General features: G+C 62.7%; 11 protein-coding genes. 2 read left to right on the forward strand and 9 right to left on the reverse strand.

The features are described from left to right. Nucleotides 1–5: 5 nt before the first annotated feature. The 4 genes from AC1C2O_RS05615 to AC1C2O_RS05630 are packed head-to-tail and all read right to left on the reverse strand — an operon-like array spanning nucleotide 6 to nucleotide 3,939. Nucleotides 6–998 carry a Gfo/Idh/MocA family oxidoreductase gene (locus AC1C2O_RS05615; protein WP_495431682.1) on the reverse strand — a complete coding sequence of 331 codons (993 nt, stop codon included), beginning with the start codon at nucleotides 996–998 and terminating at the stop codon, nucleotides 6–8. Continuing rightward, on the reverse strand, nucleotides 995–2,092 hold the full coding sequence (locus tag AC1C2O_RS05620; RefSeq protein WP_495429455.1) for a DegT/DnrJ/EryC1/StrS family aminotransferase: 1,098 nt from the start codon (nucleotides 2,090–2,092) through the stop codon (nucleotides 995–997). Before AC1C2O_RS05620 ends, AC1C2O_RS05615 begins: the two co-directional genes overlap by 4 nt. Beyond that, complete coding sequence (locus AC1C2O_RS05625; protein WP_495429456.1) at nucleotides 2,089–2,700, reverse strand: acyltransferase; 612 nt, start codon at nucleotides 2,698–2,700, stop codon at nucleotides 2,089–2,091. The genes AC1C2O_RS05620 and AC1C2O_RS05625 overlap by 4 nt, the downstream gene beginning before the upstream one ends. A 54-nt stretch (nucleotides 2,701–2,754) precedes the next feature. Then, the gene (locus tag AC1C2O_RS05630; RefSeq protein ID WP_495429457.1) at nucleotides 2,755–3,939 is read right to left on the reverse strand and encodes a glycosyltransferase family 4 protein; all 1,185 of its coding nucleotides are present in this window, start codon (nucleotides 3,937–3,939) and stop codon (nucleotides 2,755–2,757) included. A gap of 97 nt (nucleotides 3,940–4,036) precedes the next feature. Here AC1C2O_RS05630 and AC1C2O_RS05635 point away from each other — a divergent pair, with 97 nt between their 5' ends. Both AC1C2O_RS05635 and AC1C2O_RS05640 read left to right on the forward strand, forming a co-directional pair. Continuing rightward, nucleotides 4,037–4,735 carry a glycosyltransferase family 2 protein gene (locus tag AC1C2O_RS05635; RefSeq protein ID WP_495429458.1) on the forward strand — a complete coding sequence of 233 codons (699 nt, stop codon included), beginning with the start codon at nucleotides 4,037–4,039 and terminating at the stop codon, nucleotides 4,733–4,735. 2 nt (nucleotides 4,736–4,737) lie between these two features. Next, nucleotides 4,738–5,091: a DUF2304 domain-containing protein gene (locus AC1C2O_RS05640; protein WP_495429459.1), complete on the forward strand. Its 354-nt coding sequence runs from the start codon at nucleotides 4,738–4,740 to the stop codon at nucleotides 5,089–5,091. Here the strand turns inward: AC1C2O_RS05640 and AC1C2O_RS05645 are convergent. From AC1C2O_RS05645 to AC1C2O_RS05665, 5 genes are all read right to left on the reverse strand, one after another. Next, nucleotides 5,085–7,028, reverse strand: coding sequence for a DUF6541 family protein (locus AC1C2O_RS05645; protein ID WP_495429460.1), 1,944 nt, complete (start codon nucleotides 7,026–7,028; stop codon nucleotides 5,085–5,087). The two genes, AC1C2O_RS05640 and AC1C2O_RS05645, sit on opposite strands and share 7 nt — an antisense overlap. Continuing rightward, complete coding sequence (locus AC1C2O_RS05650; protein ID WP_495429461.1) at nucleotides 7,025–7,762, reverse strand: ABC transporter ATP-binding protein; 738 nt, start codon at nucleotides 7,760–7,762, stop codon at nucleotides 7,025–7,027. Before AC1C2O_RS05650 ends, AC1C2O_RS05645 begins: the two co-directional genes overlap by 4 nt. Beyond that, a complete protein-coding gene (locus tag AC1C2O_RS05655; RefSeq protein WP_495429462.1) occupies nucleotides 7,759–8,697 on the reverse strand; it encodes an ABC transporter permease in 939 nt (312 codons plus the stop codon). Before AC1C2O_RS05655 ends, AC1C2O_RS05650 begins: the two co-directional genes overlap by 4 nt. Nucleotides 8,698–8,789: 92 nt before the next feature. After that, a complete protein-coding gene (locus AC1C2O_RS05660) occupies nucleotides 8,790–11,273 on the reverse strand; it encodes an FG-GAP-like repeat-containing protein (protein WP_495429463.1) in 2,484 nt (827 codons plus the stop codon). A gap of 88 nt (nucleotides 11,274–11,361) precedes the next feature. Then, nucleotides 11,362–12,435, reverse strand: a complete 1,074-nt coding sequence (locus tag AC1C2O_RS05665; RefSeq protein WP_495429464.1) for a glycosyltransferase — start codon at nucleotides 12,433–12,435, stop codon at nucleotides 11,362–11,364. Nucleotides 12,436–12,453 lie beyond the last annotated feature (18 nt).

Below are 12,453 nucleotides of genomic sequence, written 5' to 3' on the forward strand. Positions count from 1 at the left end.
CCTTTTCAGCGCACGAAGGTGACAGAGTCACCGGTGCGCGCAGATTCCAACGCCGCCTCAACGACTACAAGGGTCCGCTGCCCCTGCTCCATGGTGACCACGTCCGTCTCCATGCCGAGCACGGCGTCGCGGAAGGCCTCATGCTCGACCCGCAGCGGCTCCCGCTTGGCGAAGGCGTAGCGGGTGACGTCGCCCTCTGACACTCCCCTGAAGCTGGATACGGATTCCCATTCCAGCGGGATCGTGCCGTTGGCGTAGAACGTGAGATCGCCGGTGGAGGTGTCGGCGATGAATGCGCCCTTCTCCCCCGTGACCACGGTGAGTCGTTCCTTCATCGGGCTGAGCCAGTTGACGATGTTGTTCACGATGACACCGGATGCTGTCCGTCCGGTGATCGTGATCATGTCTTCGTGGTCACGCCCGCTCTTAAACGCGGTCTGCGCGAAGATGCGCTCGTAATCACTCTGCACCACCCAGGCGGTGAGATCGACATCGTGAGATGCGAGGTCCTTGGCGACCCCGACATCCGCAATCCGCGCAGGAAACGGCCCTTGACGCCTGGTGGCCACCTGGTAGACGGCTCCGAGCTCTCCCGCCTCGATGCGGCGACGCAACTCCTGCAGGGCGGGATTGAAGCGCTCGATGTGTCCGACCGCGCCGACCAGGCCCGCCGCAGCGAAGGCATCGACCATACGCTGACCGGCTTCGAGCGTGTGCGCGATCGGCTTCTCGACGAGGGTGTGCACACCCGCGGCGGCGAGCTTCAACGCCGCATCCTCATGGAAACGCGTCGGAACCGCAACCACGGCGATATCGATGCCCGCAGCAATCAGCGCCTCGATGTCAGGAAGAATCTCGAGATCACCCGCGACACCGTGCGGGTCACCGCCCGGATCGGCGATCGCAACGAGGTCAATGCCCTCAACCTCACGTAGCACACGGGCATGGTGGCGACCCATCATGCCGACGCCGAGAAGACCCGCGCGTAGAGCCATCAGGCGCCTGCCTTCGCGACGGTGTTCACCGCGGCGACAATGCGCTCAAGGTCGTTCTGACTCAGCGATGGATGCACCGGCAAGGATGCGACCTCACGTGCAGCGCGCTCCGTCTCCGGCAGATCAAGGCCCGGAGCGTACGGCGCCAGCGACGGCAACCGATGGTTCGGAATCGGATAGTAGACGCCCGCACCAACACTGTGCTCGCTCTTGAGCGCAGCGACGAAACCATCGCGGTCTTCCGGCACACGCACCGTGTACTGGTGATACACATGCACCGCACCCTCAACGACCACCGGCACGACAACGCCCTGCAGGTTCGCGTCAAGGAACGCCGCGTTTTGCTGACGAGTCTTCGTCCACGCGTCGATCTTCGTCAACTGCACGCGACCGATCGCCGCATGAATGTCGGTCATGCGTGCGTTGAAACCGATGATCTCGTTCTCGTACTGACGCTCCATGCCCTGGTTGCGCAGCAGACGCAGGCGACGCGCGATCTCATCCGTCGCCGCGGTCACCATGCCGCCCTCACCACTGGTCATGTTCTTCGTCGGATACAGGCTGAACATCGCGAACTCGCCGAACGAACCGACCGGTCGCCCATCCAGGGCAGCGCCGTGCGCCTGCGCCGCATCTTCATACAACGCGACACCACGGGCAGCGGCCAACACCTCAAGCTCACGCATACGCGCAGGGTGCCCATAAAGATGCACGGGAAGGATACCCCGGGTCTTCGGAGTGATCGCGGCAGCGACCGCCTCAGGATCAAGCGAGAACGTCTCCGGCTCGATGTCCACGAACACCGGAGTCGCGCCCGTCAGAGCAACCGAGTTTCCCGTCGCCGCGAACGTGAACGAGGGAACAATGACCTCGTCCCCCGCACCCACACCCGCCGCTAACAACCCCAGGTGGAGCCCTGCCGTACCCGAGTTCACCGCAACCGATGCACGCCCAGGAACGAAATGCGCCGAGAACTCCTCCTCAAACGCCGCAACCTCCGGCCCCTGCGCGACCATGCCGCTGCGCAGGACGCGATCGACAGCCTCGCGCTCTTCATCTCCGATGATCGGCTTCGCCGGGGGAATGAAATCGCTCACACGGTCTCCTTGGTCAGTAATCCGTCAGTCTCGATGTAGCGTGCGCCACTGCTCGGGCACACCCACACGCCATCTTTATCTCCCGCGGTCAAAGGAACCCCGGATTCACCTACCCACCCGATGCGCCGGGCCGGGACACCGGCGACCAGCGCATAGGCGGGGACATCTTTCACAACGACGGCGCCTGCCGCGACAGTCGCCCACTCCCCGATTGTCACCGGGGCGACGCACGTCGCACGTGCGCCAATAGCGGCGCCGCGTTCAATCGTCACACCGACCGGTTCCCAATCATGAGCGCTCTTCTGCGAGCCGTCCTCATTGATCGCACGCGGGTAGGTGTCATTGGTGAGCACGACTGCCGGCCCGATGAATACCCCATCGCCGAGTCTTGCCGGCTCATACACCAGCGCATAGTTCTGCACCTTGCAGTTATCGCCCATGACCACACCGGTGCCGACATAGGCCCCGCGACCGATGATGCAGTTCTCGCCCAGCTGGGCTTGCTCGCGGACCTGAGCGAGATGCCAGATCGATGAGCCATCACCGATGGATGCGTCAGGCGACACGTCAGCGGAATCGACGATCCGCACACGGGACGGGTTGGTCACAGAACACTCCTTGTGCCGCCACCGCACATCACGGATACTCGACGGTCACCAAGTCTATCGTCGGGCGCGTGGATCCCTTCTCAGGGTTCCCCCGGCGGCGGACTCGGCCACGGCGCGCACCGCGACCGCCGCCCGCTCACCGGCCGCTGCCAGCGAGTAGTTCTGGTCGACCCATTGTGCACGTGTCTGGCGAAGCCGTTCAGTATGGCCAGATAGCGCCTGCTCGATGAGTCGTTCCATGGCAGAAGACACGAGCTCTGTACTGAAGTCGACGGACTCTCCCAGCTCACCGTCGCGCACGACCTGGCCGCCGGTCGTGGCACCTGCAAAAAGCACCGGCGTGCCGCACGCGCCGGCCGCATACGTCTTCGTCGGACGAGCGAAGTCGTAACCGATGCCGGGGACGATGCTCACCAGAGCAGCGACTGCCCCACGTATCCATCTCGCCGACTCATCGGGACTGACGACGCCGCCGAAATGTATCCGATCAGGAGCAATCGCCGCGGCCAGTTCACGAAGCTCCGTCTCGGCGGCACCCTGGCCAAAGAAGCGGATGTCGACGTTCAGATCAAGCTGCGCGAGAGCGCGGATGAAGACGCCTGGCTCCTGCCACTCCGACATCGTGCCGGTGTACACGAAATACGGACGCTCCGTAATCTGAGGCTCCACATCGACGTTGAACACTCGAGTGTCGATGCCGTTGCCGACCTCGACGATCCGCGACCGGTCAGCGCCGAGGGCGAGGAGTCGTTCGGTCACCTCGGGAGAAACCGAGAGGACACCGCGGGATCCGCGAAGCACTCGTGACTCCAACCAACGCATGACAGCGATCACCAGCTTCGATGCGCCCATGGCGATGACGCCATCTGTCCAGACATCGCCCGGGTAGTACACCAGCGGCTTTCGCTTCAGCCAGGACGCGACCAGTGAAACGAGTCCGGTCGTGGGCGGTGCCTCAGCCACGATCACGTCCGCACGCGTCATGAGCAGGCGGAAGAACGCCGGAATGTCGAAGGACAGGTACTGAAAATAGCCTCGGATCGCGCCACTGCGGTCGCGGAGCACCGGTGCCCTCCGCACCGCCACTCCCGGGAGCCAGCCCTTGCTCGGCTCATCGGCGACCGCTACCGGCGGCTTCGTCGTCAGCACCGTCACATCGTGATCGGTGGACAGCGCATCCGCGAGCGCTCGCATACGAAAACTCGCGGCGGTCACTTCCGGCGGGTAGAGCCGGGTCATGATCGCCACGGTTCGGCGTCGTTCTTGCATGGGGCTCCAGATCTAATCGGCCGTACTTCCGAGCTGGCCCGGAGCAGACACCTGACACAATGGTTTCATGTCTTTGCCCCACCCGGCACCTTCCTCACCCGATCCGAGTGCCTGGGTCATCATTCCGCTCTACAACGAAGCGTCGGTCGTCGGTGGTGTCGTCGAGAGCCTGCTGGCGCACTTCACACATGTGGTCTGCGTCGATGACGGCTCATCGGATGAATCAGCAGAGGTTGCCCGGCGCGCCGGCGCGACACTCGTCCAGCATCCCGTGAATCTCGGCCAAGGCGCGTCCCTGCAGACCGGGATCACTTTTGCGCTGGGACACCCATCGTGCGAGTACATCGTCACGTTTGATGCGGACGGCCAGCATCGGATCGAAGATGCATTGGCGATGATCGCCGTGGCCAGGGAAGAAGACCTTGCCATCATTTTCGGCTCGCGTTTCCTCGATGACCGTACGAATCCTGGTCTCACCAAACGCATCGTCTTGAAGACCGCTGTCTGGGTTTCCAATATGACGACCAGCCTGAAGCTGACCGATGCGCACAACGGATTGCGTGTCATCCGTCGGGATGCCGCCGAACGTATCGATCTGAAGCAGGATCGTATGGCGCACGCGACGGAGATCGTGCTCGAGCTGAGCAGAACCGGCCTGCCGTGGCGTGAGCATCCGGTTGAGCTTCTCTACACCGACTATTCGAAGGCCAAGGGGCAGAGCGTGTTGAATGCAGTGAACATCCTTGTCGACCTGGTGGTGAAGTGATCATGTGGATCCAGATCCTGCTCATCGCAGCAATCGTCGTGCTCGCGGTGTTCATGATGCGCCGCACCGGAGCGGACAGCCATCTGGCGATCCGTCGACTCCTGATGGGGCTGTTCGTCCTCGTCGCCGTGCTGTCGGTGTTGTTCCCACAGTGGCTCACCTGGCTCGCGAAACTGATCGGTGTCGGACGAGGCACCGACCTGGTCCTTTATGGGCTCGTCGTCGTTTTCCTTGCCTTCGTCTACACGCAGTACAGACGCAATGCCGTTCTGCAGCGTCAGCTGACGGTGCTCGCGCGCAAGATCGCACTGATGGAAGCTGAGACCGTCGAGCGGGATGACGCCGAACGTCAGTAGTCGCAAGCGGTGATGCGCCAGAGTGAGGCGTCGCCGACCTCAGCCACGAGCTCGAATCCGTCCTGACCTTCGAAGTCTGTCATTCCGGGCATCTCGTAGCGTCCGGAGTATTGCTCGCCGAGCCCGAAATCTAGGACGAAGTCGGGACTTCCATATGTCTCGAGCGCACTGCAGATACTCGGGTCTGACGCGACGTCGCGCAAGCCCGATGCCAGCTCCGCCCACTCCGCGGTGGTGGGTGGAGACCATGTGCGTGGGTATACATCGATTCCGCTGAGCACGTAGCCGAAACCTGTCCCGGTACTGGGATTCCCGATCACAGTGGTTCCGTCGGTGACGAAGTCACCGAGCGATTCCAACAACTCGCGCTCGTCGGTGCTCAGGTAGCTGACGCCCGACTCCTGGTAGCGAGGATCCGGTTCGAATCCGTTTACGACGTAGTCAGGCATCGCGACGGGACGAACGAGGACAAGCACGACAGTGAACAGCGCGACGATCGAGAGCCCGATTGCAGAAATCATGGACCCGAGCGACTCGGTGACGTCCACACCACGTCGGGTACGTGCAGTGATCGTTCGGATGATCGCATCGAAGCCAATGGCTGCCAGCGGAATCACAACGATCGGGGCCAGCGCCGCGATCCGGTACGGGTCCGCATACCAAGCGCCGAGAATACCGTCGCGAACGATCGCGATCCCGAACGTGGCGACCAGCACGTAAAGAGCAGAGACTGCGGCCCACGCGATCGCGATCCAGCGCCACGCTGGTCGCAGTATCGCAAGCACCAGCCCGATCAGCATCAGCACGCTGATGCCCCAAGCGAACGGGATTCTCAGCTGTCCATTGAAGAGGATGTCGAGCCACACCTCGAACTTGCCTCGGAACGGCGGCCAGTGCGATCCACCAGTGCTATTGGAGAACACGAACCATGCGACGGCGAGCACGGCCCATCCAGCGATGATGCTCCCGACGCGAATGACTGCAGATTTGGCTGTCTGCGTCAGCATCCACCAGCTGAACCAGATCATGATGATCAGTCCGGCGATGAGAACAGAGGCCGGCTGAGCGAAGACCAGCGCGCACAGCGCGATCGCTGCGAACAGCCCGCCCTGCACGATTGATCGCCAGGGTCGCGCAGCATGTGACCATGACGGCAGCGTCAGAACGACAGCGATGGATGCCGGGATGAGCGCGACCGACAACGCATTCGGATACAGCACGCCCCACTGAAACAACAGGAGCGGGAACAGTTGCAGCGCACTGGACAACACGGCTGCGTAGGAGGCGATCGTGGATGAGCCGGTCGCAGCACGCGCAAACCAGGTCAGCCCCAGCGGCCAGACCAGCGCAGCGATGACGATTGTCAGAGCGTTCACCGCAACCGGGATGCTTGCACCGGTGGCCACAACGATGACCGAGGCAAGAGCGTGCCATGCAGCCGGGTAAAACCCGGTACCACCAATGAAGGAATTGATGTCCAGCGAGGACGCTGAGCCCGTTTCCTGGATGAATCGCAACGCGTTCAGGTGGAAAACGGCGTCATTCGTCTGCGAGATCGCAGAGGGATCTGACACATACGACGCCATCCGCCAGAAACCGATGACCGCACCGATGACGAGAGCGGTAGGGAGCAACCAGCGATTCGAGGTCGGTGCCGCACGCCGTAGCCCTCTGAGGGGCAGCGCACGTCCCACCCACCAGGCCGCGGCGCTGGTCAGAGCGACGACGACCGCGAAACTCCACGCCGACCAGTCGATTCCCAGCAGAGCGAGGGCGATGGCGGCAAGAGACGCGACCGCAGTGGTCATCACCGGGGCGAACGCCACCAGCGCAAGACCGCGCATCCCCGCTGCTGCCAACGACAACAGTCCGGGACCGAAGACAACAACGGCTGCGACCAGAACGACCGGTGCCGCGGCGAACCAGTCGAGAGTCACTTATCCACCAGTTTGATTGCGCCTTCGATCTCACCGTCATAGATGACGTTGCCCTTGTTGATCACCACGCCTCGGACACAGAGTTCGCGCACCATCTCCATGTCGTGGGTCACGACGACAAGAGTCTTGCCCCGAGAGATGAGCTCTTCGAACTTCAAGCGGCATTTCTCGCGGAACGGTGCGTCGCCGACCGAAAGGATCTCGTCGACGAGCAGGACGTCGAGTTCGACATGGATCGCCACGGAGAACGCCAAACGCATGAACATGCCAGAGGAGTAGTGCTTCACTTCCTGGTCGATGAACTGCTCGATCTCGCTGAACGCCACGATGTCGTCGTAGCGTGCTTCGATCTCGTGCTGCTTCATGCCAAGGATCGCTGCGTTCAGGAAGACGTTCTCGCGCCCCGACAGCTCGGGATGGAAGCCCGCACCGACCTCGATCAAGCCGGCGACGCGTCCGCGAGTGAGCACCTGGCCTTCGTCGGGTTCCATCACACCGGACACGAGTTTGAGAAGCGTGGACTTTCCGGATCCGTTGAGCCCGAGAATCGCGACTGACTCACCCTCACCGATCACGAGGTCGACGCCCTTGAGCGCTTCGAACTGGCTGGTGAGCTGGCGTCGCTTGATCCAAGAGACCAAGGTGTCCTTCAGAGAGAACGCGTGATTCAGAGTGAAACGCTTCTTGACACCATCGATGATGATGCTCGGCTTGCTAATCGTCTGCTCGCTCATAGGTCTTGCGCGAACCTTCCTTCGAGGCGACGGAATACCAGCTGCCCCACCAGTAGCGTGCTGAGCGCGATGAGGAACGTCCAGAGGGTGTTCCATGCCAACCCGGGCGGAATGTCCATCATCTGGAATCCCTCGTAGCCGACGGCCTCGACCATGCCCTGAGTTGCCGGTCGCCAGAACGCGTAGTGGAAGAGCTCGACGCTCTGCGTGATCGGATTCAACATGTACAGCTCGACCACCCACGACGGCCAATGCAGCCTGTCGACCACCGCGTTCTGCACCATCGTCCAGGAGTAGAGCACCGGAGACGCCCAGGTCGCGAGCAGTAGGAGCAGCTCGACGATGTTCTCTGCGTCGCGGTAGCGCACGTTGACGGCGCCGAAGAACAGTCCGAGGCCGAGCGAGAACAGCATCACAATGATCATCGCCGCGAGGATCGCAAGTATCGAGACGATCGAGAAGTGCATGATCCAGCCCATGAGCAGGCAGACCACGAGGAGCAGCCCGACCTGCGGAAGGAAATGCACGAACGAGACGATGACAGCGGAGACGGCGAACAGCTGACGAGGCAGGAAGACCTTGCGCACGAGCGGCGCATTTCCCACGATTGACGTCGTGGCGTTCTTGAATCCTTCTGAGAAGAGGTTGATCACGACGATGCCGGAGAACAGGTAGACCGCGTAGTTCGGGATATCGCGGTCGAGGTTCATGAAGACGCCGAGCACGATCCAGAAGACCATGAACTGGGCCGCAGGTCGCACGTACGACCACGTCCAGCCGAGCACGGAGTTCCGATAACGGGTGGTGACACCGGTCCTGACGAGCAGGCTCAGCAAGTACCGCCAGCGCACGATGTCGATCAGCCCGCGGCTCTTGCCTGGGGTCTCGAATTCGGAACGCGGGACGTTGGCGAAAAGATCTCGGGTATCAGTCACAAGCCCTGCTCACTCGGGGACGACATCAGCCATCACAAACTCAACCAGCTTACGGCACCGCACCACGCCCACACCGAGCGGGCTCTCAGGGATCACCACATCGATCGGATGTTGTTCCAACCCTTGCCGATCGCAGTGCCCGAGACCCACCCTCCCGTTCCGCTTCCGCGGTACAGGTACAGCAATCCATCCTTGGTCCGTGCCATCACGTCGGTCTTGCCGTCGCCGTCGAAATCCCCCGGACTGAAGATGCCTGTCATCTTGTTCCAACCGTGCCCGATCTGACGTACGTTCCCCCACCTTCCGGCACCGTTGGTCGGATACAGCCACAGCGTTCCGTCCTTCGCACGTGCGATGACGTCGCCCTTGCCGTCCCCATCAAAGTCCCCAGCATGGAAACCGGCATCGATCTTGGACCAGTTGTTGCCTATTTTGGTAGGATTTCCCGCCCAGCCACCGCTGCCGTTGCCGCGGTACAGCATGAGGTCACCGCTCGCAGCCTTTGCGATGATATCCGGCTGATGATCGCCGTCGTAGTCGATGCCCGCCGCGATGATCGTCATTGATGACCAGCCTTTGCCGATCACGATCGACTGCTGGAACGTGCCGCCCCACTTGCCGCGGAGTAGGCGGAAGTTGCCGCTTCCGTCGATGCGGGCGAGGTCGACGAGGCCGTCGCCGTTGAAATCTCCGACCGGGAGCATCCGATCCTCCTTCTGCCAGCCGCCCTTGCCCAGCAAGGTCGTCCCGGTCCAGCCACCATTCGCGCCGCCGGAGTACAGCAGCAGTTCGCTATTGCCTGAGACCGCGATCACGTCGTTGCCGCCAGCACTGTCCAAGTTGCCGACCCCGGTGGGAAGCACACGCTTTGATTTCACCGCGGCACCTCCGACAGCGACGGCCAGCGATCCCCAGCCGGTGCCGACCTTCGAGGACGCGCCGAGTCTGCCCCCGCCGGACCCCGCGTAGACGAGGCTGTCGCCGTTGGCTGCGATGCCGATCAGGTCACCCTTCCCGTCGCCGGTGAAGTCTCCGATGCTGATGATGTCACCAAACGAGCCCCAGCCCTTGCCTATCTGGTACCCATCACTCCAACTGCTCTTGCCGTTTCCGAGGTACAGCCACAGTCGACCGCTCTTGTCTCGTGCGACGAGATCGACCTTCCCGTCCCCGGAGAGATCAGCACCGCCGCTGATGAGGTTCATTGCACCCCAGCCACGTCCGACCTTGATGGGCTCAAGGAAGGATCCGAACCCGTTGCCGCGCCACAGCAGCAGGTCGTGCGCGGAGTTCGTGGTGAAGAAGTCCGGGCGGCCGTCACCATCGAAGTCGCCTGCGCCGGTCGCGAGTACCGCACCGGAGCCGACTCCGGAGAGCGCCACCGGCTTCCCGAATGTTGTTGTTCCGTTGCCGTACAACACCGAGAACTGACCGGACTTCGCCACACCCAGAAGGTCACGGTGTCCATCGCCATCGAGATCCGCGATGCCGATGAGCTTCTTGACGCCGGTGAGACCGGAGGCGATCTGCGTCTTTCCGCCCCATTTGCCCTTCCCGTACGGGTACGCCCAAGCCCGTCCATTCGAGCCGAGTGCCACTGCGAACGATGAGGTGTCGATCGACCCGAGCGTGGGTACCGGCGTCGCGGGCTTCGGCGGCGTAGGCTTCGCAGGCGTCGTCGGCTTGCCGGTCTGCGTTGACCCGAACCAGTCGGTGAAGTAGTTGTAGAAGTTGCGGTTGCCGTAGCTGGAGCACGCGTTATTCGCCTCGCCGTATCCGGCGGCGAGGGCTGCAGCGTTCGGCTGGTACGGCGTGTAGTAGTACAGCGCCGATGTGGCCTTGTTCGAGATGTAGACCGGTGACGATCCACACGACGCATTCGGGTGGTAGCGCAGGTTCCAGGTCTTCCCCGGTGCATACCAGGTGAAGTATCTGCCCTCCATGTAGGTCTGCATTTGACGAGCGGCGCCATAGATCTGGTGGAAGAAACCGACGTACTTGGGATCGCACGCGGCAGTGTCCGGGCATCCCTGCCCGAGTGCGATGTCGTAGCGCCACTGGCTCGGCCACGTGTGATTGACCAGCCCCTGCTCCTTCTGGAGCATGACAATCAGCACCTGCGGGTTGATGTTGCACGCTTGCGCGACGCGGTAGATGATGCGGGCTGCGCTCTCATTCGAAGCACCCTTGTAGCCCTTGCAGTAGGCATCCGCAGGACGTGTCACCGAAGTGATTTTAAAATCCTTCAGACAGGTGTAGCCCGCTCGGCAGTTCGACACCTTGCCGTTGAAGAAGCTCTGAATTTGAGCCTCGGTCATCGTGTTCTTGTTTGTGAACACGGCGTCGCTGATGAGGTTGCCCGGCTTGAAGCCGGCCAACGAGGTCTTGGCGATACTCAGCTGCGCGGAGTCAACCGACGTGCGAGAGAGGCTGACCGACGTGCTCTGCGAAGCGGATGCCATGGCGACTTCCACCGGCGCCACTGTGCCAACCACCACAGCGGTGACGGCGACGAGGACGGTGAGGAATCGGGCGATCCGGAGCACGTTTCGAGAGCGTGGGGCGCGTCGAGACATGTGACCAGTGTGGCTGAAGTCGTGCAGTTTTCGGGGTTCGACACGACCTGGGCGCATACCGAACGCGCATGTCGCGAAAAACGTCGCGTCAGAGGTCGGCGTGCAACGACCAGACACGCTCGGCGGAGCTTGCCCACGAGAAGGCTCTCGATCTGTCCCCTGCCAGCACACGGAGCCGCTTCGCGCCGGCACCGACGGCATCGACCACAGCATCCGAAAGCTCGTCGATCGTTACCAGGGCACCGCCCTCGGCGATCGCATCCTGGTGCACACCGCTGTCGACTGCAACGATCGGAACGCTGAGCGACATCGCCTCCATCGTCCGCCACGGCCATGCCGACAGCGCGCTCATGGCGACGAACACGGATGCTCCGCCCAGCACAGCCGCGCGGTCCTCCCGCGACAGCGCGCCGCGGATGTGCGCCCGACGCTCCGGAAGTCCGGCGGCCGAGGCAAGCTCTGCCAGTGCGGGTTCCGAACCATCGGTAGCATCCAGCACGACCGCGTCTAGATCTGCCGCAGCGGCCGCTCGGAAGCCCTGTTCCAATTCTTCCGGTGAGCCGGCGAGAACCAGGTAGCGCTCCGGCAGCGACAGCGTCGTGCGGCGTGACGCGACGTCGGAAGGAATAGCGAACCCCTCGGGCGGGGCGCCAGCGACTACCCGCACACGGTCGCCCAGCTTCGCGAGACTGCCGATCCGATCGACCATCGCGTGCGAGGGGACAACGACCACGTCCGCGTGCTTGACCGCACGGCGCAGCATTCCTCGCTGCCATGCGACAGTCGTCTTGGACAGGGTCTGCGGTGCTTCCCACGCTTTCAAGTCCCATACCGTCACCGCGACCTGATCGTCGTCGTGCAGACGATCGTGCTTGATCAACGGCGCCATGAGCGTAGGCGCATGGATGAGTCCGCCACCGACACCGGGAGCGATGCCCAACTGCCAGGAGGCGGCAAGTTCACGCCGAGCCAGCCCGAGCGAGCGCACTCCGGCGAGGCCTGGAATATCTACGCCTCGCCCTGAGGGCACGATCGCTTCAACCGAGCATCCGGTGGGTGCGGTCGCAATGAGCCCGGCCGTGAGGTCAGCGGCGGCGCCCGCCTGATCAGAGTCGACGATCTGCGTGATCTGGTCGAGAACGACGCGCAGCTGGGCACCCATACCCAAAGAGTAACGGTG

The organism is Microbacterium sp. Y355 (assembly GCF_059445345.1).

Bases quoted from the DNA above. Each gene is read 5' to 3' on its own strand.
- AC1C2O_RS05635 (WP_495429458.1), top strand. From the start codon at position 4,037: ATGTCTTTGCCCCACCCGGCACCTTCCTCACCCGATCCGAGTGCCTGG.
- AC1C2O_RS05660 (WP_495429463.1), bottom strand. From the start codon at position 11,273: ATGTCTCGACGCGCCCCACGCTCTCGAAACGTGCTCCGGATCGCCCGA.
- AC1C2O_RS05640 (WP_495429459.1), top strand. From the start codon at position 4,738: ATGTGGATCCAGATCCTGCTCATCGCAGCAATCGTCGTGCTCGCGGTG.
- AC1C2O_RS05630 (WP_495429457.1), bottom strand. From the start codon at position 3,939: ATGACCCGGCTCTACCCGCCGGAAGTGACCGCCGCGAGTTTTCGTATG.
- AC1C2O_RS05665 (WP_495429464.1), bottom strand. From the start codon at position 12,435: ATGGGTGCCCAGCTGCGCGTCGTTCTCGACCAGATCACGCAGATCGTC.
- AC1C2O_RS05650 (WP_495429461.1), bottom strand. From the start codon at position 7,762: ATGAGCGAGCAGACGATTAGCAAGCCGAGCATCATCATCGATGGTGTC.